Genomic DNA, 25,442 nt, shown 5'->3' with positions numbered 1-25,442 from the left:
ACGCTCATGAAACGCGTTGTCATTACCGGAGCAGGTACGATCAACTCGCTGGGCCATTCGGTCCCTGACACGCTGGAAGCAATGCGCGAAGGTCGTTGTGGTATTTCGGAACTTGAATTCCGGGATGTTGATCGGTTGGCCATCAAGATCGGCGGACAGGTTCGGGGGTTCGAGGCGGAAGGGCGGTTCAACCGACAGCAGATGTCGCTGTACGACCGCTTCACCCAATTCACCCTGACGGCAGCCAAAGAGGCGATTGAACAGTCGGGTATCGAATTTCACGGCGAACTGGCGGCCAGATCAGGCGTCGTTCTGGGGACCGCAGGCGGTGGTGTTTCAACCTGGGATGACAATTACCGTTCCGTTTATGAGGACGGGAAGAACAGGGTACACCCCTTTGTCGTTCCAAAGCTCATGAACAATGCCGCCGCCAGTCATGTTTCAATGGAACATAACCTAAAAGGCCCCAGTTTCACCGTGTCGACGGCATGTGCGTCATCAAACCATGCGATGGCTCAGGCCTTTCAGATGGTGCGTAGTGGCGCGGCTCCGGTCATGGTTACGGGCGGGTCCGAATCGATGTTGTGTTTCGGCGGTGTAAAAGCCTGGGAAGGTCTGCGCGTGATGTCGAAAGACGCGTGCCGCCCGTTCAGTGCCAACCGCAACGGAATGGTGCAGGGTGAAGGGGCTGGCGTCTTTGTCTTTGAGGAATACGAACACGCCCGCGCCCGAGGGGCCGAAATACTGTGCGAAGTTGTCGGCTTTGCCATGTCATCGGATGCCTCTGACATTGTGATGCCCAGCAAACAAGGGGCCGCGCGTGCCATGGCCGGTGCCTTGGCCGATGCGAAGCTGAACGCAAAAGATGTAGGTTATATCAACGCGCATGGCACCGGAACAGCTGCAAATGACAAGACCGAATGCGCAGCCGTGGCCGACGTATTTGGCCCACACGCCGACGATCTGATGATCTCGTCCACGAAATCCATGCACGGCCACTTGATTGGAGGGACCGGCGCGGTGGAATTGCTGGCCTGCATCATGGCACTGCGGGACGGTGTCATTGCACCGACGATTGGATATGAGGAACCGGACCCGGAATGCGCGTTGGACGTGGTACCGAACGAAGCACGCGAAGCAAAGGTCGACGTCGCGCTTAGCAACGCATTCGCCTTTGGTGGGTTGAATGCCGTACTGGCCCTGAAGCGGGTTTAGTGAAAAAGCCGCCGTTAATAATACGGCGGCTTCCACGGATGTTTTTTCTTAGTTTGTGTTGACGTTCAGAGCGTCAAAGCCCGATGTGAAGCCGGAGAGCGACATGTCCATTTCAAGAACCTGATCCGGGAAACGGGCGGGAACCAGTGAAAACGTCGCTTTGGTTCCAGCTTTCATCGCGTCGATATCCCCTTGGCTAAGACCTAGTTGCGCGATGCAGCCCACGGGAACGCATTGGTGGTAGTTGTACAATTTACGCGGCGCGCCATCGATTGACAGGGCCAGTTGCGCTTGCAGCAGAGTTTCGAGGGGTACGATCACATTTGCCCAAGCAACGGCGGCACCACCTTCTGGCAGTTTCCCGATGGATACTTCTGCGATCGGATCACCATTTTTACCCTCCAGAACCTGAACGATGGCGCAAGGATCCTCGCCTTCCTGTGCCTTGATACAGGATACGTCCCAATCGCCGAATTCTTCCTTTACGAACTGTTCTCCGACCCGGGGGCCTTCCTGACCAAGGTCCAGACCGGCGTCTGGCGCTGTTGTGGGTGTGTCTTGTGCATACGCTGCGCCGGATAGCAGAACAGCGGCGATCGTGTTGAACGAGAGGATTTTCTTGAACATGAATGCCTCGGGTTGATGATTGATCTTTTTGCTTCGTTTAACACTCTTCTGAACCAGTGTCAGGCACTAACAGAACTGCCTTTGTGAACGTGAACGGATTCTTGCCTGAGGCCTGGAACCGCACCTTCGGAGATTAGAAAAAGGGAGCTGTTCGACCAGCTCCCTTCCCCATAAGTTTCTCCCCGTCGGACTGGCCGACTTATTTATGCGCAAACCCTACGGAAGGGGCGCACACGGGTCAACAGCAATCCTCATTTTTTAATCTATGCGCCAGAATAATAATCCGATGGCCAAACCAAAAAGGCCGTGCCAGCAGGCACGGCCAGTCGACAGGGAGGAAGTCTGCCCCGCAATGCAAGGCAAATAGACTATCGCAGTCAAAGGTTAACTTTGTATGCTGGCGGCAGATCGGTGAACAATAAGGCAATGTTAATGGGCACGAATATCTTTTTGGGCGGTGGCGGTAAAAACTATGGCCAGCCGCAGGAACTGGCGTTGAAATATGCCAACCGCCACGGGTTGATTGCCGGGGCAACTGGTACCGGCAAAACCGTGACATTGCAGATTCTTGCAGAAGGTTTTTCTCAGGCGGGTGTCCCGGTATTCCTCTCGGATGTAAAAGGGGATCTGTCTGGTCTGGCCCTTCCCGGAAGCGAGGCTCACAAACTGCATCAGGCCTTTCAGGACCGGGCCAGTCGGATCGGGTTCGAGGATTTTGCCTATTCTGCCTGCCCGGTGACATTCTGGGATTTGTTCGGTGAACAGGGCCATCCAGTGCGCACGACGGTGACGGAAATGGGTCCGCTGTTGCTGTCGCGGTTACTGGAGTTGAGCGAGGCGCAGGAAGGTATCCTGAATATCGCATTCCGCGTGGCCGACGAAGAAGGGATGCCGTTGCTGGACCTCAAGGATCTACAGGCGCTGCTGGTCTGGATCGGAGAGAATCGGGCGCAACTGTCATTGCGATACGGCAATGTATCCACGTCCTCGATTGGGGCGATCCAGCGACGTCTGTTGGTTCTCGAGAATCAGGGCGGAACAAAACTGTTTGGCGAACCGGCGCTGGATTTGGCCGATCTGATGCGAACTGACGAAAACGGGCACGGAATGGTGAACATTCTGGCATCAGACCAGCTGATGGCAGCCCCACGGCTATATGCAACGTTTCTGTTGTGGCTGTTGAGTGAACTGTTCGAAGAGCTGCCAGAGGTCGGAGACCCCGAAAAACCAAAGCTGGTGTTCTTTTTTGACGAAGCCCATCTGTTGTTCGACGATGCGCCAAAGGTTCTGGTGGACAAGGTCGAACAGGTCGCCCGCCTGATCCGTTCAAAGGGTGTGGGTGTATACTTCATTACTCAGAGCCCCGCCGATATCCCGGAAGATATTCTTGGACAGCTGGGCAACCGTATACAGCACGCATTAAGGGCATTCACGGCGCGGGACCGAAAGAACCTGCGGCTGGCCGCTGAAACCTATCGCGAGAACCCGACTTTTAACACGGAAACGGCAATTCGCGAAGTCGGTGTGGGGGAGGCCGTCACCTCAATGCTGCAAAAGAAAGGTGTTCCGGGCGTGGTCGAGCGTACGCTTATTCGTCCGCCGGGATCTCAGCTGGGGCCAATTTCAGATGCCGAACGTCGGGATATCCTTGCCGCCTCGGCGATGGCAGGAAAATACGACAAGAGCGTAGATCGAAAATCTGCCTTCGAGATTCTTCAGGCTCGGGCCCAAGCTGCGGCCAATGCCGCAGAACTGGCCGAATCCGACGAAGTTCTTGAAGCGCAAACGCCGATCGAACGCGAATATTCTTCGGCCCGCAGATATTCGGGCAGCCGGGTCGGCCGGTCCTCCTCCCGTGTTGAGCGCAAGCAGGACACGTTTGCCACGGCAATGACCGAAGCGGTGATCAAAGAGCTTAAGGGCACAACCGGGCGCCGGATCGTGCGCGGTATCCTCGGCGGATTGTTTCGCAACAGGTAAAAACGTAGCGTCCTTGGTGGGCGCTACAGCGTTTACTTCAGTCGGCGTTGGCCTTCCTGGCGACAATAGGCGTCAGCCTCGGGAACAGACATCTTCGTGGCTGGGAAGTCGATTGCACGGTCCCAGGTCACGCGATCCTGACGATACAACTGACAGGTCACGACACCTTTAGGTGTCTGAACCTTGACGGGCGTCGTCTCAAGATCTTCGGGGCTGGGAACACAAGCGGATACCGCAACCGCAATAGCCGGAAACAGAATGAGTGATTTCAGATGTGGTGCTTTCATTTTCTACTCTTATCTACTCGTCTTGTTGATCGATTGAAACGGCATAGGCGAGGGTGAGTGCCAGCAACCTGCCGCAAATCGAAAACACTGTGGTGGGTTCGTTTATTCAGAAAAACCTTAAGAATCAAGAAACCGCGCCAGATAAGTGGCGCGGTTTTGCGCATTGGAACGTGGCGCGGACCTATTTCTCGGGGATCAGACCCCTTGGGCTGAATCTGAGAACAATCAACAGGATCAGGCCCATCGTGAACAGGCGCATATGTGCGGCACTATCAATAAGATGTGCCTTCAGCGCGCTGCCATCCGGCAAGCCTGCAGTGATAACACTCATCAACCACAAGCCAATCGGTTCGACCTGAACCCACAAGAACCATATCAGGAACGCACCCAAAACGGCCCCGAAGTTGTTGCCTGAACCGCCAACGATCACCATGACCCAAACCAGGAAGGTAAAGCGCAGCGGATTGTAGGTGCCCGGCGTCAGCTGTCCGTCCAGAGTGGTCATCATCGCGCCTGCGATGCCGCAAATGGCCGACCCTAATACGAAAATCTGCAAGTGGCGACGGGTGACGTCCTTGCCCATCGCTTCGGCTGCAACTTCATTGTCGCGGATTGCGCGCATCATGCGACCCCACGGGCTTTTCAGCGCCATCTGCGCCATCCAGAGTAACGCCAGAAGAACCAGCATGAACAGCAGCGAATACCCAAGTTTCACCGAGAGGGTGGATGCAGTGACCGGATCCAGCCCCAGCCATTCGGCGCGGGCAAGAAAAGCCGGATCTTGCTGCAATTCAACTTCGTACCCGACAACCGGTGAGGGGCGCGGAATGCCATAGACATTCTTCACGCCGCGGGCCAGCCAATCCTCGTTCTTCATGACGGCGATGATAATCTCGGCGATACCCAGCGTGGCAATTGCCAGATAATCTGACCGCAGCCCAAGCGCGGTTTTGCCAATCAGCCATGCCGCCCCGGCAGCCAGCAGACCTCCGGCAGGCCAGGCCAGCAGAACGGGCAGGTTCAGACCACCAATGTTACCGGCAATCGCCGGGTCAATGGCCTCGACCGCGGCAACATTGGGGTCGAACACGGCCCGGTAGAGGAAAAAGCCGACGATAAGGACAGTGATTATTGTCAGCGTCTGCACCCGGCCTTTGGGCATTTTTGTTGCCACCAGGACGGCTGCAACCACGGTGGCAGCCCCCAACAGCAAGGACAGAACGATACCATAACCGCCAGCGCCCCAGGCGCCCGGGGTAGGCGCTGTTGATACCAGCACCACGGCCAGACCGCCCAGCGCGACGAAGCCCATGACCCCTACGTTAAACAGGCCCGCAAAGCCCCATTGCAGGTTCACACCGATCGCCATGATGGCCGAGATCAGCCCCATGTTCAGGATCAGAACGGCAGTGTTCCAACTTTGCGTGAAACCGGTCAGCAGAATGAGGCTGCCAACCGCTATGAAAAGCAGAGTGTTTTTGACAGATTCGGTCATACTGCTTTTCCCTTGAACAGGCCCGTGGGCTTAAACAGAAGCACAATCAGCAGGATGACAAAGCTGACAGCGAATTTGTAATCGGTGGACAGGAGCTGGACCAATCCGGACGGCTCCAGGTTTTCGGGGGCCACATAGGTCAGTACTTTTTTCCAGGCATAGGTGATCGTCACCTCGGAAAACGCGATGATGAACCCGCCGGCAATTGCGCCCAGTGGGTTACCAAGGCCACCCACGATGGCCGAAGCGAATATCGGCAGCAGAAGCTGGAAATAGACGAAGGGTTTAAAGCTCTTGTCCAACCCGTAAAGAACACCCGCTGTGGTCGCCAAGGCGGCCACGATGATCCAGGTGATCATCACAACACGTTCAGGGTTGATGCCGGACAAAAGCGCCAGATCCTCGTTGTCGGAATAGGCGCGCATCGATTTCCCGGTTCGTGTTTTATTGAGGAACCAGAACAACAAGACCACGGCAATAACGGCCACTATCAGTGTGATCCCTTGCGAGGTCTTGATAGCCAGCCCCTCTTGTAGGCCCGTCATGGATTTGAAGTCCCGCGCGGATATCAGGAATCTTGCACCGTCCGAAAACTTTTGGTCATCCGGCCCGATGATAAAGCGCACCAAACCGTTCATGATGAACATTACACCCATTGATACGATCACAAGGATAACCGGCTTGGCCTTTTGTTCGCGGTAAAAGCGGTAGACCAGCCTGTCCGTGACCAACACCAGCAGGATGCAGCCAAGGATGGCAAAGGGCAGGGCGAGCAGGGCAGTCGGCAACGGCCCAAAGCTGACACCAGCGGCCTGTAAGCCCCAAGTGACAAGCACAGCGATCATCGCCCCAAAGGCCATGGTGTCACCATGTGCAAAGTTCGAAAACCGCAGGATGCCGTAGATCAGGGTCACGCCAAGCGCTCCCAATGCCAGCTGGCTGCCATAGGCAATCGCAGGCACGATGACAAAGTTGGCCAGTGTGACCAACGCGTTCAGTAAATCCATGAATTCTTCTCACTGTCCGGGTGCGGCTTTATGGCATGTGTACCATTGGTAATTCAACACACGGCTATGGTTTTCAACGAATTGGGCGAACGTTTTTTGCCAGGGTAACGCGGAACCAGCAAGGCTTGTGAGTTTCCGAGAACCAAACCCGCAGGTGAAGCCGCGCGACTTTTGAGGTCAGCGTGGCCACCCGGCAGTATTGCTTGGATGCAAAGTCACGCCTGAACGTCTTGGCATTTGCCGAAATCCTCGTCGGCATGGGGACCTTTGACAGACAGATCATAGGACATGTCGTCAAGTTGAACCACCAGCGTCATCACGTTCTGACCTTCGATATACATGAACGTCATGCTTCCCACGCCTTTGAGGATCACAGCATCGCCTGCGGCTATTGGGGTTTCAATGTTACCTTTGTCACCGTCCGCGGCACGGCTAAGGCGGATTTCGCTGCCGTCGCGGTCGGAGGTGCACAATAGGTGGCGTTCTTCGGCTACTGCCTGAGTGGCCGAAAATAGGGCAAGCGGCAAAGCGATCCAGAGTTTCATAGTCTGCGGGTCCTTGTCTTCGATTTTGCATTCGCCTTCGAACTGTCGAGCCATTGGTTCAGTAATATGGCCCGACCGGCGTGGATGGCCCGCCTAAAGCTCCATTATGTCACAAATTGAACTTAAGCGTGTTTTTTGCCCTTTGAATAACGCGTGAAAATAACCGATTTGGTCTCGTGAAAGAGCCATTAAAACAAATAAATAATAGTCATGTTTAACGTCCTCAAATTTAACGCACCATTATCCTGACATATTGAAAACACAATCAGACATGGGTTGAGCGATTCAGGTTCAAAGTGACCCGCGCCGGGCCGTTCTGTCTGCCAATCTAGGGCCCCAGATTGTTCTTGTCTCAAGCTGAGCGCACACCACCTCACCAGGCCTCAAGTTCCGGTGAAATAGCTGGTTCAGGTCTATGATACGAAAGGGTTTTTCCTAAATTCACTTCGTTGAGCTGCGGAAGATGTGATTGTCGAGCGCAGCCAGGACCGAAATATAAGGCTGATCTCGCGAGCGTAATAGCGCGCGAAGGCAGGCATAAGTAACAGAAGGAAGAAACTCATGAGATTTACCGCGCTGATCACGGCTGGCCTGTTGATGCCCACATTCGTACAAGCTGCAATCGACGACCCGCTGAATGGCGCGGATTTTGTCGTCAATTGCCTCTCCGACAAAAACGGGGGATCGGTGACTCTGGCGCGGTCGGGTGAGACGGACAAGGGGTTCATCGTGGCCGAAAACATCAAGGGCGAGGCGAAGATTATTCCCGGTCTGAACTCGCTCACCTTCCTGCATATCATGGATCAGGACGTGGTGACCTTTGTGATGGATTTCGATAACCTGCACTATGACATGTCGGTCAAAGGCCCACATGCCGCGAATGACTCCGGATATTGTAGCAATCCGGCGGGGTGAGAATTAGGAAGGCGGTTGTACTTGGTTATGCAGTGATTTTCTGCACTGTTTTCCTTGAAGCAACGTGTTTCTGCGAACCCACTGCTAGAATGAGGAGGACGGTGCGCACCAAAAGGGAGTTTGCGCTCCGTCTCATCCTCAACCGCCCAAGAAACTCTTCCGCACTTCCGGATCGGCCAGCAATTCCTTGCCCGTACCGGTATAGGCGTTTCGCCCCTGAACCAGCACATATCCCTTATCGGCAATCTCCAGCGCCTGGCGGGCGTTTTGTTCAACCATCAGGATCGGCAGGCCGGTGCGTGCGACCTCGATGATGCGGTCAAAAAGCTCATCCATCACGATGGGTGAGACACCTGCGGTGGGCTCGTCCAGCATCAGGACCTTGGGTTGCGTCATCAGCGCGCGACCCACGGCAACCTGTTGGCGCTGACCGCCGGACAGTTCGCCGGCAGGTTGGTTGCGTTTGTCACGCAGAATTGGGAACAGATCATAGACCTGCTCCATTATGTCCGAGAAATCGTCGTGCCGGATAAAGGCACCCATTTCCAGATTTTCCTCGACAGTCATCGAGGTGAAAATGTTCGATGTCTGAGGAACAAAGCCCATACCGCGGATCACGCGATCTTGTGGGGTGAGGCTGGTGATATCCTCGCCGTCCAGGCGTACAGAGCCGGCGCGCACATCCAGCATCCCAAACACAGCCTTCATCGCCGTTGACTTGCCCGCACCGTTGGGGCCGACAATGACTGCGATCTCACCCTTGTCCACGGCAATGGTGCAGTCATGCAGGATATCCGGGCCTTTGCCATAACCGCCGGTCATGGTGTCGCCGATCAGAAACGGGCCGCCTTCAACGCGATGAGTCGTCCCGCTTTTACGATGGGCAGGCGTCATTGTTCCGATACCTTGCGTGTTGGTAATCGATGCGTCCTTGTTGCCCTTGTCGTCCTGATAGGGGTTGTCGCTCATGCCAGCGGTCATGTCTGGGCCTCCAGCTTGTCTTTGTTTTTGAGGCCGGTGCCAAGATAGGCTTCGATCACGTGCTCGTTTGCCTTGATCTCATCCAGAGTACCCTCGGCCAAAACCTTACCCTCGGCCATGCAGATGACCGGGTCGCAGATCTTGCCGATGAAATCCATGTCGTGCTCGATGACAACAAACGTATAACCACGCTCTTTGTTCAGGCGCAGGATCGTATCAGCGATGGTCATCAGCAGGGTGCGGTTCACGCCTGCTCCGACCTCGTCCAGAAATACGATCTTGGCGTCCACCATCATGGTACGACCAAGTTCCAGCAGTTTCTTTTGACCGCCCGAAACCTGACCGGCCTTGTGATCGGCCAGATGTTCGATGGTCAAAAACTCCAGCACCTCGTCTGCCTTGGCTTTCAACGCGCGCTCTTCATCAGCGATGCGCTTGCGTCCGAACCAGGTATTCCACAGCGCCTCACCCGATTGCGCACCGGGCACCATCATCAGGTTTTCGCGGCAGGTCATCGACGAGAATTCATGCGCGATCTGGAACGTGCGCAGCAAACCTTTGTGAAACAGCTCATGCGGAGGCAGGCCAGTGATATCTTCACCATCCATAACCACCTTTCCGCTGGTCGGAGGCAAAACACCGGCGATCACGTTGAACAGAGTGGTTTTTCCGGCCCCGTTGGGCCCGATCAGGCCGGTGATCGACCCTTTTTGGATTTCCAGCGACGCCCCGTCCACCGCGTGAAACCCGCCGAAATGCTTATGCACGTCCTCGACGACGATCATGGTATCCCCTTGCCTTGTCCCCGTGAAACGAGGTGCAGCCTTTTGTCATTGAAACAGCCCGGACACAAGGCCCGGGCTGTCTGATTTTATAGCTTGATATGCGGGATCAACGGAAGTTGACGGTCTTGTTTTCGCCGTCGGTCACTTCGATCTCGCGGTACGACCCTGCGCTTTCGCCGGGGCCGATCAACTCGACACCGGACGCGCCGACATAGTCGATGTCCTGACCGGCGGCCAGCAGTTCCAGACCTTTGGCCAGTTCACCCGGATAGATCTTTTCACCCGGCGCATTGGCGACGTCCATAACTTTGCCCGCGTAATCTGCCGGGTTGGTCGAACCGGCGGCTTGCATGGCGAACATGAACAGCGCTGCCGCGTCATAGGATTCGGGCGAATAGGGCGACGACCCGTCAAACCCGGCTGCTTCAGCCAGTGCAAAGTACTTTTCTGCACCTTCACCACCCGACCCGGCGATCTGACCGAACGAGCCGTTCAGGTCGGGGCCGACATTTGCGGGCAGCGAGTCGCCAATCATGCCACCGGGCAGACCAAAGGTGTCAAACGCACCGCTGTCCAGCGACGACTGGATGATGCCCAGACCACCCTGGTCCAGATAACCCGCGACAACCAGAATGTCGCCACCGGCCGAGGCCAGCGCGCCAACTTCAGCCGAATAGTCGGCCTTGCCGTCTTCATGCGCCGTAACGATGGTCACTTCGCCGCCAACCGCTTCGAAGGACGTCTGGATCGCATCGGCCAGACCTTTGCCATAGTCGTTGTTGGTATAGGTCAGCGCGATCGAGTTGATGCCGCGATCCTTGAGGATATCAGCCATAACCTGACCTTCGCGTGCATCCGATGGCGCGGTGCGGAAGAACAGGCCGTTGTCCTCCATGGTCGACAGGCCGGGCGAGGTCGCCGAAGGCGAGATCATGACCATGCCGTTTGGAATGGCAACGTTTTGCAGAATCGCGCCGGTAACACCCGAACAGTCGCCGCCGATGATGCCTGCAACGCCGTCAGCGATCATACGCTCGCCGTTCGAGGTGGACAGACCATTGTCGATACAGCCGGTATCGGCACGTACACCAGCCACGCTGGCACCGTTCATGAACTTGCCGGATTCGTTGACTTCGGCGATTGCCAGCTCAGCACCCGACCCCATGGCAGGGGCCAGCGATTCAATGGGGCCGGTAAAGCCGATCAAAATCCCAAGTTTGACATCTTCGGCCATGGCTGCGCCGGCCAGCAATGCAGTTGCTGCAGTTGCAGTAAGCAGCTTTTTCATATGGTTACTCCCAGTTGTGAACGTATTCGTTCTGGCGACGACCCTAGGCAAGCTGTTCGGAAAAGAAAAGTCCTAACGCAAACGTGTCTTTTTCGGTTGAAAATCTATCTGTTTTGTTGGGACTCACCCCTGATTGTCACCGAAAGGGACCAGAATGCTCAGAACGGCGATGATTCTGTCTTTCTCACTCTGCGCCTTGAATGCCGCAGCTCAGACGTTGTCGGTTTCCACCGGGATGATCGAACTGGAAGAAATGATCGGCGGGCTAGAGACCCCATGGGCGGTTGGCATTTTGCCCGATGAAAGCTTCCTCGTCACGGAACGGGATGGAAGGTTGCTGTATGTGCGAAATGGACAAGTTGGGGATGTTTCAGGCGTTCCAAAGGTTGCCGCTCTGGGGCAGGGCGGATTGCTGGACGTCACGATTTCGCGCAATTTCAATCAAAGCCGAGAGATCTTTCTGACCTTCGCAAAACCTCAGGGCGACGGTGCAGGGACTGCGGTTGCGGTTGCGGTTGCGCACCTATCCGAGACTGGCAAAAACCTTCAGAACTTCCGAGTAATTTTCGAGGCATCGCCCGGTGGTACGGGTGGTCGGCATTTTGGCAGTCGTGTGGTCGAAGCGCTGGACGGGACATTGTTCGTGACCCTCGGTGACCGTGGGCATGCGGAGAATGCACAGGATCGGTCCAATCCCATGGGCTCGGTCATCCGTATCAACCGCGATGGGACGGTTCCGGCAGATAACCCCTTTGTCGGGCAATCGAATATCGAACCCGAAATATGGTCATACGGTCATCGAAATCCACAGGGCGCGGATTTGGACGCGCGTGGCCGACTTTGGACCTCGGAACACGGGGCGCGGGGTGGAGATGAAATCAACCAACCCCGCGCAGGCCGGAATTATGGTTGGCCTCTCATCTCCTATGGTACGCATTATTCGGGTGAAAAAATCGGAGAAGGTACAGCCAAAGAGGGGCTGGAACAGCCAGCTCACTACTGGGATCCTTCCATCGCGCCGTCTGGCCTGCTGGTTTATTCCGGCAAGCTCTGGCCGCAATGGGCAGGTGATGTTTTCGTAGGATCTTTGAAATTTGACTATATCGCCCGACTTCAGGGCCATCCAATGCATGAAGCCGAACAGATCAGAAGCCCTGAAACCGAGCGCGTCCGCGATATCGTCGAAGCGCCAGACGGGTCGATCTGGTTTATTTCGGTTGGGAAGGGGGCAATTTACAGAATATCTCCGGCGGAGTGACCTTAAACCGATAGCCGCCCGCTTTGCGCTCCGCGTTCGCGATAAGGTGTTGTGTTGTAATGCGCGCGGTAGCATTTTGAGAAATGGCTGGGCGAAGCGAATCCACAGGCCAGCGCTACGTTGATGACGCTCATATCCGTTTGCATCAGCAGGTTCCGCGCCTTGTGCAAGCGAAGTTCCATATAGTACCGCTTGGGCGAGCGGCTGAGATAGCGCCTGAACAGACGCTCAAGCTGTCGGGTCGACATGCCGACTTCCTTGGCCAGAATCGAAGGTGAGATCGGCTCTTCTATGTTCTTTTCCATCATCAGGATGACCTGACTCAACTTGGGGTGACGTACGCCAATCCGTGTCGGTGTAGATAGGCGCTGCGTGTCCTGATCTGTCCGGATAGACGAATAGATCATCTGATCCGCCACCGCATTTGCCAGGTCTTCGCCGAAATCGTCTGCAATCAACTTGAGCATCAGATCGATAGACGAGGTCCCTCCAGCCGTCGTCATACGACCGCCGTCAATCTGAAAGACAGCTTTCGTCAACTCGACCTCATCGAATTCTTCGATGAAACTGTCTGAGTTTTCCCAATGTATCGTGGCGCGTTTGTTATCTAGCAGACCCGCCTTGGCCAAGGTATAAGCAGCCGTGCACAGACCGCCGATCCGCAATCCGCGCCGTGCCTCGCGCCGCAACCAGTTCAGAATGCGTTTGGTGGTCGCGGCTTGTACGTCAACGCCCCCGCAAATCAGAACGACATCGTCGCGTTGCAGTTCGTCCAGGTCACGATCCAGTTTGAATTCGGTTCCGGCTGAACATGAAATCGAATCTCCGCCTTCACCTGAAAGCGTCCATGTATAAAGTTGTTTGTCGGCCATGCGGTTTGCGATGCGCAGGCTGTCGAGCGCCGACGCAAAAGACAGCAGCGAAAACTTGTCCAGCAGGACAAAAACGAAATGGCGGGGTGTGGCCCCAGCATTTTCCACCGTGACTGCTTGGCGTTGCACTTGCATGACAAAATGTCCTTAATTCTGCGCGGGAAAACCTGGTATCCGGCGACGTATTTGGCAGTCACCATGATCAAAGCTTGTTTGCGGCGTCAAGAGGCGCAAATGGGATATGGTCACTCTTCATTGCTTTTTGTATAGAGGCGACCTGAACACTTCAGCGGAGATCAAAGCTATGACCGAATGGCAAAAGTCGAACTGGCGCAACAAGCCCCGGGTTCAGATGCCAGACTATACCGATGCGGCCGCATTGGCCAAGGTCGAGGCCCAGCTTTCGCAGTATCCCCCGCTGGTCTTTGCCGGTGAAGCGCGGCGCCTCAAGCAACATCTTGGTGCCGCCGGTCGCGGCGAGGCCTTCCTGCTTCAGGGCGGGGATTGTGCTGAAAGCTTTGAACAATTCAGCGCCGATGCGATCCGTGACACCTTCAAGGTGATGCTGCAAATGGCGATGGTTCTGACCTACGGTGCCAAGGTGCCCGTGGTAAAGGTCGGTCGCATGGCCGGTCAATTTGCAAAGCCGCGCAGCGCCCCGACCGAGGTTGTGGATGGTGTAGAACTGCCCAGCTACCGGGGTGACATCATCAACGAACTGGCGTTCACGCCCGAAGCGCGGATTCCGAATCCCGGAAAGATGTTGCAGGCCTACACGCAGGCGGCGGCCACGTTGAACCTGCTGCGTGCCTTCTCAACCGGTGGCTTCGCCGACATGAGCCGTGTTCATTCGTGGACGCTGGGCTTTACCGACGAACAGGACGTTCAGAAGTATTCCGAAGTTGCGGACCGCATTCAGGACACCATCGACTTCATGGAAGCGGCTGGTATCACGGCAGACACGACGCACGAATTCTCGACCGTTGAATTCTACACCAGTCACGAAGGTCTGTTACTGGAATATGAAGAGGCGCTGACCCGTCTGGATTCGACCTCGGGCAACTGGCTGGCCGGGTCTGGCCACATGATCTGGATCGGCGACCGTACACGCCAACCTGACGGCGCACATGTCGAGTTCTGTCGTGGCGTTCTGAACCCGATCGGATTGAAATGTGGTCCGACGACGACGGCAGAAGATCTCAAGGTTCTCATGTCGAAGCTGAACCCTGAAAATGAAGAGGGCCGTCTGACCCTGATCGCGCGCTTTGGTGCAGGCAAGGCGGGTGAACACCTTCCGCGTCTGGTCAAGGCCGTGAAGGAAGAAGGCGCCAAGGTTACTTGGGTGTGCGACCCGATGCACGGCAATACGATCAAATCGGCCACGGGCTACAAAACCCGCCCGTTCGATTCTGTCCTGCGTGAGGTGCGCGATTTCTTTGGTGTGCATCAATCCGAGGGCACGATCCCTGGCGGTGTCCATTTCGAGATGACCGGTCTCGACGTTACCGAATGCACCGGTGGTGTGCGGGCCGTGACCGAAGAGGATCTGTCGGATCGTTACCACACCGCCTGCGACCCACGCCTGAACGCGTCTCAGTCACTGGAACTGGCGTTCCTTGTGGCGGAAGAACTGACCAACCTGCGCCGTAACGGATCAAAACGCGCCGCAAGTTAAGCGTGCGAAAAGAGGGAAAAACAGCGGGCCAACGGTCCGCTGTTTTTTAGTTCCGGGTGTTCAAACTGGTTCAGTCATCGCGCGACACGACCAGACGAAGGTGTTTGGCCGCGCGTTTGAAATCCGTTTGGTCTTCGGCAAAACCGTCAACGGTTTGAGGCACAGCAGGAACTGGTGCCTGAACTTCCGAAAACGATTTGATCCGCGTATCAGTAATCGAAAATCTGCGTGGGGTTTTACCAATCGCACCATCCGCAACCATGACGCCCAGAACCCGGCTGACGTCGCCCAGATCGCTTTTGAGCGGCAAAAGGATCATGCAGGCCTGCATCCGGGTACGTCCCAGTATCCCGTTCGACTCCAGACCCAGTTCTGCGACGGCGGGTGCTGCAAATACCTGCTCCAGAACGTCCTTAATCCTGGCGCGGTCATCAGGTTGAAAAAAGGCCGTCACAGGCATGCCGCGAACCTCCATCCCCGCAAGCGCGTTCAAGTGGCTTCCGGCAAGACGAAACCGGGCCAGTCCGGGCGCGATCCGTTCAAGAATGAAAGTATATTCAAGTATGTTTTCCAGTCCACGCGGGTCGACCTGAGACCGCATCGGAACACCGTCACCGCTCAGCAATGCAGTCCAATACGCCTCGGCCTGGCGGATCGGCGTAAGGCTGCGCCCACTGTCAAAGCGATCCATTGCGACGATCTTTCCAAAATCTGACCCGGAACCAGTCCCGAAAAAGGTTTTCATTTTCTTCACCCGAACGTCAATTGGCCGCCATTTTCATAAAATGCAACACAACCGGAGCATTTGTGGCCTGCAAGCCATTACCAGGGGTAGTTTGACTCGGGTTTATTCAATTTTGGAGTAATTCTTTAACGAATGGTTAACTTACGCCAAACAAATGCTGCCTCAGCAAACTCTTGCTCTGCACCGGCCAATCGCATTAGGTGCGGCACACATCCAAAAGGGTGAGGTCACAGGAAAGGACAGTCATGATCAGATCCATGACCGGGTTTGCCTCGGGGAAAGGGGAATACGGACCGCACAGCTGGACGTGGGAGTTGCGCAGTGTCAACGGCAAAGGCCTTGATATGCGCCTGCGCGTCCCTGATTGGCTGACCGGGCTTGAGGTGGCCCTTCGGGCCGCGCTGTCAAAATCCCTGAGCCGTGGGAATGTGACCCTGTCAATGCGTCTGACCCGCGAGGACTCTGCCTCGGAACTGGCATTGAACGAGGTCGCTATGGCCGCTGCCCTGAGCGCTTTGGAACAAACACACAAGATGGCAGCTGCGCGCGGTATTGCTCTGGAACCGGCGCGCGCCTCGGACCTTTTGGCACTCAAAGGCATGTTGGATGCAACCGCAGATGCGGATGATCCCGCGCCGCTGGTTGCGCGCCTGACCGAAGATTTCAACGTCCTGTTGGCCGCTTTTGTCGATATGCGCCGGGCCGAGGGCGAGGCGTTGGCTGACGTGCTGAACACTCAGTTGGATCAGGTTGCGGCGCTGACAGCTCGGGCAGCTGATCTGGCCGTGCATCGTAAGGACAAGATGGCCGCGACATTGCGGGACAATCTGGCGCACGTACTGGACAACGCGCAGGGCGCGGACCCGGATCGCGTCGCGCAGGAACTGGCATTGATCGCGGTTAAAGCCGACATTACCGAAGAGATTGACCGCCTGTCTGCACATGTCGTCGCAGCAAGAGAGCTGCTTGGGCAGGAAGGGGCTGTCGGACGCAAACTTGATTTCCTGATGCAGGAATTCAACCGCGAAACCAACACGCTGTGTTCCAAGGCTCAGAGTACGGAACTGACGGCTGTCGGGCTGGAACTGAAGGCGGTGATCGATCAGATGCGCGAACAAGTGCAAAACGTAGAATAATGATGGGAACGACTGATATGGCGGATCGCCGAGGCCTTTTAATCATCCTGTCTTCCCCGTCCGGGGCAGGCAAATCCACCCTGGCAAAGCGGCTGATGGACTGGGACAAGGACCTTGAGTTTTCGGTCTCGGCCACAACCCGCGCCCCGCGTCCGGGAGAAGAACATGGGCGGGATTACTATTTTCTTTCAGAGGACGAGTTCAAGCAGAAGGTCTCCAATGGCCAGATGCTGGAACATGCGCATGTTTTCGGCAATTTCTACGGCTCACCCGCTGATCCGGTGCGTAGCTCGATTCACGCGGGCAAGGACGTTCTGTTCGACGTGGACTGGCAAGGTGAGGTTCAGATCCGCAATTCGGACTTGGGTAAACACGCGCTGTCGATCTTCATCCTGCCGCCGTCGATCCCTGAACTGCGCCGCCGTCTGGAATCGCGTGGACAGGATAGCGATGAAGTTATCGCAAGGCGGATGCTCAAAAGCTGGGACGAGATCAGCCACTGGGGCTATTACGATTATGTCCTGATCAATGACGATCTTGAGGCGACCGAAAAGAAGCTGAAGACCATCGTCAGCGCCGAACGGATGCGCCGTATTCAACAGCCAAATCTGCAACAGCACGTGCGCAAACTTCAAAACGAATTCGAGGGGCTGTCATGACGATCTACGCGTTAGGCGAGCACATGCCCGAAATTCACGAGGACACGTGGGTTGCGCCCGATGCCAACCTAATCGGCAAGGTCGTGCTGGAACAGGGCGCCTCGGTTTGGTTCGGCTGCACGATACGCGCAGATCACGAGGAAATCCGCGTTGGTGCAGGCAGCAACGTTCAGGAAAACTGCGTCATGCATATCGATGCCGGGTATCCTTTGTCGATCGGTTCGAATTGCACCATCGGACACAAAGTGATGCTGCACGGGTGTACGATCGGAGAAAATACTCTGATCGGAATGGGCGCGATTGTTCTGAATGGTGCCCGGATCGGCCGGAATTGCCTGATCGGGGCAGGGGCCCTGATCACGGAAGGCAAGGAGATTCCGGATAATTCCCTTGTGATGGGGGCTCCGGGCAAAGTGGTACGCCAGCTGGACGAGGTCGCAGCAAAACGGATTACCCTAAGCGCGCTGCACTATCAGGAAAACATGCGCAGGTTTCGTGACACCCTGAGAGCTGCTCAATAAGGCGCGTGGATTGATCGGGGTTTGAAGCATGTCAGATGACCTTCTTGATGGATTTGTCCAGGCCATCCCTATGCCCGCGCTGATGGTGGATCAGACCGAACGGATCGTTGCCGCCAATACGGATGCGAAAACCCTTTTGGGGCAGAATATCGTGGGGCGGCATTTTGCGACCATCCTGCGGCAGCCACAGGTTCTTGAAGCAATTGAACAAAGCCTTCAATCGAAGGGAACTAAGACGGCGCGTCATCTTTCCAATGATGGTGCACAGGACACAACATTTGATGTGCAATGCCGGTATATGAACGGGGTCGGAGCCGTGTCGGGCGGGGCCGTTCTGACCACTTTTCAAGATGTCACGCATCTGGAACAGGCAAGTCAGATGCGCCGCGACTTTGTTGCCAATGTCAGTCACGAATTGCGGACGCCTTTGACGGCACTGATGGGCTTCATTGAAACCCTGCGCGGCCCTGCACGCAACGATCCGGCTGCGCGTGACCGGTTCCTGCAAATCATGGCTGATGAAGCCAACAGGATGAACCGGCTGGTTGGCGATCTTTTGTCCCTGAACCGCGTGGAAAGCGAAGAAAGAGTACGCCCAAATCAACAGCTGGAGCTGACAGGGCTGCTGCAATCCACCCTGAACTCGTTGCGCCCCCTGGCGGAAGAGGCGGGTGTGACGCTAACGCTTGACGCACAGGACGGCCCACTTTCCGTGACCGGAGACAGCGATCAGTTACGGCAGGTATTCACCAACCTGATCGAAAACGGAATCAAATACGGTGCCAGCGGTGGCAGCGTCACAGTCAGCGTTCTGTCATCAGAGCGTGACGCGGCGATGCGTGGACCTGGGGTGCGGGTGAAGGTCATCGACAAGGGGCCAGGAATTGATTCCGTGCATTTGCCACGTCTGACCGAGCGATTCTATCGCGCCGACAATCACAGATCCCGGCAGTTGGGTGGAACGGGGCTGGGGCTGGCCATCGTCAAGCACATCGTCAATCGCCACCGCGGACGGTTGCGCGTGGAAAGTGAGTTGGGAAAAGGTTCCGTCTTTACGGTCATCTTACCACGGTAGCCCTTCCCACATTACCGCCCTTCAAAATCTGCCTCGTTTCGATTTTTTGACCCGAAATCTCCGGATAAACGAAGGTTGTCATAAAAGCGTTACACACTTGTCACAAAAGGCTTACGCACGGCCCCTAGGGGTGCACGCAGGATCATCATGGGGGTGATCAATCATACCTTTTCAAGGAGACTGAAATGTCCTTTGTGAAACTGTCGGCTTCTGCGCTGGCAATCGCCGCCGTCTCGGCAACCACCGCTGCTGCCCGTGACAACGTTCAGGTTGCCGGTTCGTCGACCGTTCTGCCATATGCCTCGATCGTTGCGGAACTGTTTGGTGAGAACACCGATTTCCCGACCCCGGTTGTTGAATCGGGCGGTTCGTCAGCTGGTCTGAAGCGTTTCTGTGAAGGTGTTGGTGAAAACACCATCGACATTGCAAACGCATCGCGCGCGATCCGTGAAAAAGAAATCAAAGCCTGCGCCGAAAACGGTGTGACTGACATCATGGAAGTCCGCATCGGTTATGATGGTATCGTTTTTGCAAGCCAGCAGACCGGTCCTGCCTTCACCGCTTTTGAACCTGCCGACATCTTTAACGCTTTGGGCGCAAAAGTTCTGAAAGACGGTGAAGTGGTTGATAATCCTTACACTACTTGGGCCGAATTCAACCCTGAACTGCCTGATGTAGAAATCGCTGGCTTTATTCCGGGCACCAAACACGGCACCCGTGAAGTGTTCGAAGAAAAAGTTCTGCTGATCGGGTGTGAAGCAACCGGCGCGATGGAAGCCATGATTGCTGGCGGTATGAGCGAAGACGACGCAGAAGATGCATGTCTGGCTGTACGTACCGACGGCAAGGCGGTCGACATCGATGGTGACTACACCGAAACGCTGGCGCGTATCGACACCAACCCCAATGGCATCGGCATCTTCGGCCTGGCGTTCTACGAGAACAACACCGACAAGCTGAAAGTGGCCACCATGTCGGGTATCGCTCCTTCGACCGAAACCATCTCGACCGGTGAATATCCGGTTTCGCGCCCGCTGTTCTTCTACGTGAAGAAAGCCCATATCGGCGTGATCCCCGGCCTGAAAGAATATGCCCAGTTCTTTACCCACGACGAAATCGCAGGCGCTTCGGGTCCTCTGGCAAACTATGGTCTGGTTGCGGACCCTGAGCTGGCAAAAACTCAGGATGCAATCGCCAACGAAGTCACCATGGGTTCGGGCAGCTAATCCCGCCTTTGGTTCGAAATACCGGGGGCGGCATTTATGTCGCCCCCACATTTTTCAGCTTTCCCGGCCAAGACCAAATGGGGGTTTCATGCCGATAGTATGGCTCGTTCTGATCGTGCTTGCGATTGCTTCAGTCGGTTACGTGTTGGGGCGCACACGCGCCCTGCAAAGCGCCACAGGAGATACCCGGGCTTTGCACTCGCTGCCGTCGTATTATGGCGCAAATGTCGCTCTCAAGACGATCGTACCCGCATTTGGCCTTATGATCCTCTGGTTGCTGGTACAACCGCTTTACGTGAACTCTCAGGTTTCTGAAACGATCTCGGGTTCCGCCATCCAAGACGGCTCGTCCCTAAATCTGGTCATGGCCGAGGTCCGTCGCACCGCGTACGGTCTGGATAACGCGGTTGCCGCCGGGCAGATACCCGAGGAACTGGCGCGCAACGCGCGCGCGGATGTAATCGACATGACCCAGCGTCTGAAGGATGCCGGGCAGGTGGTGACGTCGGATATCACGCAACCTGTGCTGCGCGCGGCGCAAAGTTATCGGATCATGAATGCGACCGGCTATTCGGTCATGACTGTCGCCGTCATACTGACGGCACTCGCCGGTGCTGCAGCCAGCTGGTTTCAAACTCACGCAGAATACCGCGCGCGTAATGTGGTCGAGCAGGGCGTGCGTTTTCTGTTGCTGGCGGCCGCATCCATCGCAATTCTGACCACTGTCGGGATCGTCCTGTCTCTGGTTTTCAATACTTGGGAATTCTTCAAGCTCTACCCTGCTACCGATTTCTTTTTCGGCACGACATGGGCCCCCAGTTTTTCGGGACGCGGCGGGTCGTCTGAGCTTGGTATTATTCCCTTGTTGTGGGGGACATTCTATATCTCTATCGTTGCGCTGCTGGTGGCCGTCCCGATCGGGTTGTTCGCCGCGATTTACCTCAGCGAATACGCCTCCCCCCGTGTCCGCGCCGTAGCAAAACCGCTGCTCGAGATTCTGGCCGGTATCCCGACCATCGTTTACGGCCTTTTTGCGCTGCTGACCGTTGGTCCGCTTTTGCTTGGCCTGTTCGGGGATGAGGGGCTTGGCTGGATGAAAGCTGGCACGGCAGTCATGACCGCTGGGTTGGTCATGGGCATCATGCTGATCCCGTTTGTGTCCTCTTTGTCCGATGACATCATCAATGCGGTGCCGCAGGCCATGCGTGACGGTTCTTACGGATTGGGCGCAACGCAATCGGAAACCATCCGTCAGGTCGTTCTGCCAGCTGCGCTTCCGGGTATCGTGGGGGCGATCCTGCTGGCCGCATCGCGCGCCATCGGTGAGACTATGATCGTGGTCCTTGGGGCAGGGGCGGCAGCACGGCTGAGCCTGAACCCGTTTGAAGCCATGACGACGGTAACCGCAAAAATCGTGAGCCAGCTAACCGGAGACGCGGATTTCGCATCGCCCGAGGCGCTTGTGGCCTTTGCACTGGGCATGACCCTTTTCACCCTCACGCTTGGGCTGAACATCTTTGCCCTCTACATCGTGCGTAAGTATCGGGAGCAATACGAATGACCGACGCCAGTATGCAAAGTCCTGAAACAGGTCATCGCTCTGTCTCGCTGACTGTAGCGGATGCACATACCAAAAAACGCGCAAATGCAGAGAAACGATTTCGGGCCTACGGGATTGTCGCGATTGCAACGGGCCTGTTCTTCCTGATCGTTCTGTTCGCCTCGATCCTGTCGCAGGGTATTCCGGCCTTTCAGCGCACTGTTGTCAGCGTGGATTTCACCTTGTCCGCTGCGCAGCGAGACGAGGCGGAAAGTACGTTGTTCAAGACTAAGGCCTATTCCAACCTGTTCATCGCTCAGTTGAGCAAGGAACTGGAAGACCAAGGGATCAGCGTTGATTTCGACGAAGCGGCGATCGAACGTCTTCTTGGTAAAATCGGCGGTACAATCCGAACTTACTATGCCGATAACCCCGGCAAGCTGGGTGATCCGGTCAAGTTTGATCTGGCCGCCTCCAGCCGGGTCGACGGGTATTTCAAAGGCCGCGTGTCCCGTGACACCTTGCAGGACAGCCGGTTTCTGCAGCTTAGCGATCTGGATCTGGTTGATGCGCTGGAACAGGCGGGCATCATCAAGCAGGCTTTCAACTGGCCGTTCATCACCGGTGCGGATTCTGGCGTTGACAACCCGGGCGGTGCCGGCATCGGCGCCTCGGTCATTGGGTCGTTTTTCATGATGCTGGTGGTTTTGGGCCTGTCACTGCCTATTGGTGTGGCAGCGTCGATTTATCTTGAAGAGTTCGCTCCACAGAACAGGTTCACCGACCTGATTGAAGTGAACATCTCGAACCTTGCAGCCGTGCCGTCGATTGTGTTCGGTATTCTGGGTCTGGCCGTGTTCATCCAGTTCATGCACCTGCCACAATCGGCGCCGCTGGTTGGTGGTCTGGTTCTGACCCTCATGACATTGCCGACGATCATCATCTCGACCCGCGCCTCGCTGAAAGCGGTTCCGCCGTCGATCCGTGATGCAGCGTTGGGGGTAGGGGCCTCGAAAATGCAGGCTGTGTTCCACCACGTGCTGCCTTTGGCCGCGCCGGGCATTCTGACCGGCACCATCATCGGTCTGGCACAAGCCTTGGGTGAAACCGCGCCGTTGTTGCTGATCGGCATGGTAGGCTTTGTGGCGCGGGGATATCCCGACGGGTTCCTTGCCGGCTTTACCGAGCCGAACTCGGCAATGCCCGCCCAGATTTACACTTGGGCCGCACGCGCTGATGTCGGGTTCTACGAAAAGGCCTGGGGCGGAATCATCATCCTTTTGATGTTCCTGCTGACCATGAATATCATCGCTATCATCCTGCGCCGCCGCTTTGAACGCCGCTGGTAATTGGGGGCAATAATGAACGACATGACACGAGTGGAGAGAACCGTGGACTCCAAAGACATCAAGATCAACGCGAAGAAGGTTCAGGTATACTACGGTGATACCCACGCCATCAAGGACGTGAGTGTTGAGATCGAAGACAAGACCGTCACGGCCTTTATCGGTCCTTCGGGTTGTGGAAAATCGACCTTCCTGCGGTGTCTGAACCGGATGAACGACACCATCGATATCTGCCGTGTCGAAGGTGATATCCTGTTGGACGGCGAAGACATTTATGACAAGCGGGTCGACCCCGTTCAGTTGCGCGCCAAAGTCGGCATGGTGTTCCAAAAACCGAACCCGTTCCCCAAGTCGATCTACGACAACGTGGCCTATGGTCCGCGTATCCACGGCTTGGCCAAGAATAAGGCGGAACTGGATGAGATCGTTGAGAAATCACTGCGTCGAGGCGCAATCTGGGATGAGGTCAAGGACCGTCTGGATTCGCCTGGCACGGGTTTGTCAGGGGGGCAACAGCAACGTTTGTGTATCGCGCGCGCCGTGGCAACTGAACCGGAAGTCCTGTTGATGGACGAGCCGTGCTCGGCGCTGGACCCGATTGCAACCGCACAGGTCGAAGAGTTGATCGACGAATTGCGTTCCCGATATTCGGTTGTGATCGTCACCCACTCGATGCAGCAGGCCGCGCGCGTCAGTCAGAAAACGGCCTTTTTCCACCTGGGTAATCTGGTGGAATTCGGTGAAACCGGTCAGATTTTTACCAATCCGGTCGATCCGCGCACGGAAAGCTACATTACAGGCCGTATCGGCTAAGCACAGGTATCAAACAATGAGCGAACAACATATTGCATCTGCTTTTGACCGCGACCTCGAAACAATCCAGGCGCATATCATGAAGATGGGCGGTCTGGTTGAGGCCGCTATCATGGGCGCGGCGCGCTCGCTTGAAAGCCGTGACGTTGAGCTGGCCCAGGAAGTACGACAAGGTGACAAGGCCATCGACGCGTTGGAAGACCTGATCGACGAGGAAACCGCGCGTCTGATTGCGTTGCGCGCGCCCACGGCCAGTGACCTGCGACTGGTTCTTTCGGTCCTGAAAGTATCCGGCAATCTTGAGCGGATTGGCGATTACGCGAAGAACATCGCCAAGCGTACGACCGTTCTGGCCAATGCGGGCGAGATCAGCGGCAGCGCAGCTGCCTTACGCCGCATGGCGCGCGAAGTTGAACGTATGCTGCGCGACGCGTTGGACGCCTATATTCAGCGCGACGCGGAACTGGCCACCGACGTCATCAACCGCGATGAAGAGGTCGACCAGATGTATAACGGCCTGTTCCGCGAATTCCTGACCTTTATGGCCGAGGATCCGCGCAATATTTCGGCCTGTATGCACCTGCATTTCATCGCCAAGAACATCGAGCGTATGGGCGACCATGTAACCTCGATTGCCGAGCAGGTGGTGTATCTGGTTACAGGCGACCGCCCGACCGAGGCTCGGCCCAAGGCCGATATAACGTCGCAAACAGCGTAGGAGAGGCTTGAGATGTCCGCAGATCAACCGACGGTTCTGGTGGTCGAGGATGAGTTGGCCCAACGCGAGGTGCTGGCCTACAACCTTGAAGCCGAAGGTTTTCGCGTCTCAAAGGCGGCCAACGGTGACGAAGCTATGCTGCTGGTCGACGAAGACTGCCCGGATATCATTGTTCTGGACTGGATGATGCCCAACCTAAGCGGGATTGAGGTTTGCCGCCGGCTCAAAAGCCGTCCGGACACACGTTCGATCCCGATAATAATGCTGTCGGCCAGATCAGAAGAGGTAGACAAGGTTCGCGGGCTGGAAACTGGTGCCGACGATTATGTGGTCAAACCATATTCGATCGTCGAACTGATGGCGCGTGTCCGAACACAACTGCGCCGCGTCCGACCTGCAACTGTTGGCTTGCGACTGGAGTACGATGACATCATTCTGGATTCGGAAACCCACAAGGTCAGCCGTGACAGCAAGCCCTTGAAACTTGGTCCAACCGAATTCCGGCTTCTTAGCACGTTCATGGAAAAGCCGGGCAGGGTCTGGAGCCGTGAACAATTGCTGGATCGGGTCTGGGGACGCGACATCTATGTCGATACGCGTACCGTTGATGTTCACATTGGACGACTGCGCAAAGCCTTAACGCAACACGGCGGGGATGATCCGGTTCGAACAGTCCGCGGTGCAGGTTACGCGTTGGGATAAATCGCATCAGACCTGTGTTGATCGCATTGGT

25 protein-coding genes are annotated in these 25,442 nt (G+C 56.1%); 15 read left to right on the top strand and 10 right to left on the bottom strand.

What is annotated here, in order from left to right; translation table 11 throughout:
* The first annotated feature begins 6 nt into the window (after positions 1-6).
* On the top strand, positions 7-1,215 hold the full coding sequence (locus ACR0M9_RS01740) for a beta-ketoacyl-[acyl-carrier-protein] synthase family protein (RefSeq protein ID WP_267366704.1): 1,209 nt from the start codon (positions 7-9) through the stop codon (positions 1,213-1,215).
* A 48-nt stretch (positions 1,216-1,263) separates the two neighbouring features.
* Here ACR0M9_RS01740 and ACR0M9_RS01735 read toward each other — a convergent pair whose 3' ends face one another.
* Positions 1,264-1,842, bottom strand: a complete 579-nt coding sequence (locus ACR0M9_RS01735) for an invasion associated locus B family protein (RefSeq protein ID WP_480772703.1) — start codon at positions 1,840-1,842, stop codon at positions 1,264-1,266.
* Positions 1,843-2,274: 432 nt separating this feature from the next.
* Between ACR0M9_RS01735 and ACR0M9_RS01730 the strand changes: the two genes are divergently transcribed.
* Positions 2,275-3,822 carry a helicase HerA-like domain-containing protein gene (locus ACR0M9_RS01730; protein ID WP_480772943.1) on the top strand — a complete coding sequence of 516 codons (1,548 nt, stop codon included), beginning with the start codon at positions 2,275-2,277 and terminating at the stop codon, positions 3,820-3,822.
* Between the two features lie 32 nt (positions 3,823-3,854).
* Here ACR0M9_RS01730 and ACR0M9_RS01725 read toward each other — a convergent pair whose 3' ends face one another.
* The 4 genes from ACR0M9_RS01725 to ACR0M9_RS01710 form a co-directional block, all read right to left on the bottom strand.
* Positions 3,855-4,109: a hypothetical protein gene (locus ACR0M9_RS01725; RefSeq protein ID WP_209503910.1), complete on the bottom strand. Its 255-nt coding sequence runs from the start codon at positions 4,107-4,109 to the stop codon at positions 3,855-3,857.
* Between the two features lie 181 nt (positions 4,110-4,290).
* Positions 4,291-5,604 carry a branched-chain amino acid ABC transporter permease gene (locus tag ACR0M9_RS01720; protein ID WP_480772702.1) on the bottom strand — a complete coding sequence of 438 codons (1,314 nt, stop codon included), beginning with the start codon at positions 5,602-5,604 and terminating at the stop codon, positions 4,291-4,293.
* Entirely contained in the window at positions 5,601-6,611 is a 1,011-nt protein-coding gene (locus ACR0M9_RS01715; RefSeq protein ID WP_480772701.1) for a branched-chain amino acid ABC transporter permease, read from the bottom strand. Before ACR0M9_RS01715 ends, ACR0M9_RS01720 begins: the two co-directional genes overlap by 4 nt.
* A 215-nt stretch (positions 6,612-6,826) precedes the next feature.
* Positions 6,827-7,210, bottom strand: coding sequence for a hypothetical protein (locus ACR0M9_RS01710; RefSeq protein WP_480514494.1), 384 nt, complete (start codon positions 7,208-7,210; stop codon positions 6,827-6,829).
* A gap of 507 nt (positions 7,211-7,717) precedes the next feature.
* Here ACR0M9_RS01710 and ACR0M9_RS01705 point away from each other — a divergent pair.
* Complete coding sequence (locus ACR0M9_RS01705) at positions 7,718-8,071, top strand: hypothetical protein (protein WP_480772700.1); 354 nt, start codon at positions 7,718-7,720, stop codon at positions 8,069-8,071.
* Between the two features lie 138 nt (positions 8,072-8,209).
* Here ACR0M9_RS01705 and ACR0M9_RS01700 read toward each other — a convergent pair whose 3' ends face one another.
* The 3 genes from ACR0M9_RS01700 to ACR0M9_RS01690 form a co-directional block, all read right to left on the bottom strand.
* Entirely contained in the window at positions 8,210-9,040 is an 831-nt protein-coding gene (locus ACR0M9_RS01700; protein WP_480772942.1) for an ABC transporter ATP-binding protein, read from the bottom strand.
* Between the two features lie 8 nt (positions 9,041-9,048).
* Entirely contained in the window at positions 9,049-9,837 is a 789-nt protein-coding gene (locus tag ACR0M9_RS01695) for an ABC transporter ATP-binding protein (RefSeq protein WP_209596275.1), read from the bottom strand.
* Between the two features lie 106 nt (positions 9,838-9,943).
* Entirely contained in the window at positions 9,944-11,125 is a 1,182-nt protein-coding gene (locus tag ACR0M9_RS01690; protein ID WP_209503916.1) for an ABC transporter substrate-binding protein, read from the bottom strand.
* A 169-nt stretch (positions 11,126-11,294) separates the two neighbouring features.
* Between ACR0M9_RS01690 and ACR0M9_RS01685 the strand changes: the two genes are divergently transcribed.
* Entirely contained in the window at positions 11,295-12,383 is a 1,089-nt protein-coding gene (locus tag ACR0M9_RS01685; RefSeq protein WP_480772699.1) for a PQQ-dependent sugar dehydrogenase, read from the top strand.
* A 2-nt stretch (positions 12,384-12,385) separates the two neighbouring features.
* On the opposite strand, the gene ACR0M9_RS01680 is transcribed toward ACR0M9_RS01685, so the two are convergent.
* Positions 12,386-13,390 carry a GlxA family transcriptional regulator gene (locus ACR0M9_RS01680; protein ID WP_267365697.1) on the bottom strand — a complete coding sequence of 335 codons (1,005 nt, stop codon included), beginning with the start codon at positions 13,388-13,390 and terminating at the stop codon, positions 12,386-12,388.
* 169 nt (positions 13,391-13,559) lie between these two features.
* Between ACR0M9_RS01680 and ACR0M9_RS01675 the strand changes: the two genes are divergently transcribed.
* Complete coding sequence (locus ACR0M9_RS01675; RefSeq protein ID WP_480485626.1) at positions 13,560-14,930, top strand: class II 3-deoxy-7-phosphoheptulonate synthase; 1,371 nt, start codon at positions 13,560-13,562, stop codon at positions 14,928-14,930.
* Between the two features lie 70 nt (positions 14,931-15,000).
* Here the strand turns inward: ACR0M9_RS01675 and ACR0M9_RS01670 are convergent, their stop codons facing one another.
* Entirely contained in the window at positions 15,001-15,675 is a 675-nt protein-coding gene (locus ACR0M9_RS01670; protein ID WP_480772698.1) for a PAS domain-containing protein, read from the bottom strand.
* 245 nt (positions 15,676-15,920) lie between these two features.
* On the opposite strand from ACR0M9_RS01670, the gene ACR0M9_RS01665 reads away from it, so the two are divergent.
* From ACR0M9_RS01665 to phoB, 10 genes are all read left to right on the top strand, one after another.
* The gene (locus ACR0M9_RS01665) at positions 15,921-16,811 is read left to right on the top strand and encodes a YicC/YloC family endoribonuclease (protein ID WP_480772697.1); all 891 of its coding nucleotides are present in this window, start codon (positions 15,921-15,923) and stop codon (positions 16,809-16,811) included.
* A 17-nt stretch (positions 16,812-16,828) separates the two neighbouring features.
* On the top strand, positions 16,829-17,470 hold the full coding sequence (gene gmk, locus ACR0M9_RS01660) for a guanylate kinase (RefSeq protein WP_480485630.1): 642 nt from the start codon (positions 16,829-16,831) through the stop codon (positions 17,468-17,470).
* Entirely contained in the window at positions 17,467-17,991 is a 525-nt protein-coding gene (locus ACR0M9_RS01655; protein WP_267365705.1) for a gamma carbonic anhydrase family protein, read from the top strand. Before gmk ends, ACR0M9_RS01655 begins: the two co-directional genes overlap by 4 nt.
* 28 nt (positions 17,992-18,019) lie before the next feature.
* On the top strand, positions 18,020-19,066 hold the full coding sequence (locus ACR0M9_RS01650) for an ATP-binding protein (protein ID WP_480772696.1): 1,047 nt from the start codon (positions 18,020-18,022) through the stop codon (positions 19,064-19,066).
* Between the two features lie 185 nt (positions 19,067-19,251).
* Positions 19,252-20,292 (top strand): substrate-binding domain-containing protein, encoded by a 1,041-nt coding sequence (locus ACR0M9_RS01645; RefSeq protein ID WP_209503925.1) that lies wholly within the window; start codon positions 19,252-19,254, stop codon positions 20,290-20,292.
* An 88-nt stretch (positions 20,293-20,380) separates the two neighbouring features.
* Positions 20,381-21,853 (top strand): phosphate ABC transporter permease subunit PstC, encoded by a 1,473-nt coding sequence (gene pstC / locus ACR0M9_RS01640; RefSeq protein ID WP_480564768.1) that lies wholly within the window; start codon positions 20,381-20,383, stop codon positions 21,851-21,853.
* On the top strand, positions 21,850-23,181 hold the full coding sequence (gene pstA / locus ACR0M9_RS01635; RefSeq protein ID WP_267366511.1) for a phosphate ABC transporter permease PstA: 1,332 nt from the start codon (positions 21,850-21,852) through the stop codon (positions 23,179-23,181). The genes pstC and pstA overlap by 4 nt, the downstream gene beginning before the upstream one ends.
* A gap of 12 nt (positions 23,182-23,193) precedes the next feature.
* The gene (gene pstB / locus ACR0M9_RS01630) at positions 23,194-23,991 is read left to right on the top strand and encodes a phosphate ABC transporter ATP-binding protein PstB (protein WP_267366513.1); all 798 of its coding nucleotides are present in this window, start codon (positions 23,194-23,196) and stop codon (positions 23,989-23,991) included.
* A 16-nt stretch (positions 23,992-24,007) separates the two neighbouring features.
* Positions 24,008-24,709 (top strand): phosphate signaling complex protein PhoU, encoded by a 702-nt coding sequence (gene phoU / locus ACR0M9_RS01625; RefSeq protein WP_267366515.1) that lies wholly within the window; start codon positions 24,008-24,010, stop codon positions 24,707-24,709.
* 12 nt (positions 24,710-24,721) lie between these two features.
* The gene (phoB, locus tag ACR0M9_RS01620) at positions 24,722-25,411 is read left to right on the top strand and encodes a phosphate regulon transcriptional regulator PhoB (protein WP_480480935.1); all 690 of its coding nucleotides are present in this window, start codon (positions 24,722-24,724) and stop codon (positions 25,409-25,411) included.
* Positions 25,412-25,442 lie beyond the last annotated feature (31 nt).

The sequence above is a fragment of the Ruegeria sp. CH2 genome (assembly GCF_056537065.1).
Note: the sequence above shows the minus strand (reverse complement) of the source record. Positions and strands in the feature narration are given on the sequence as shown.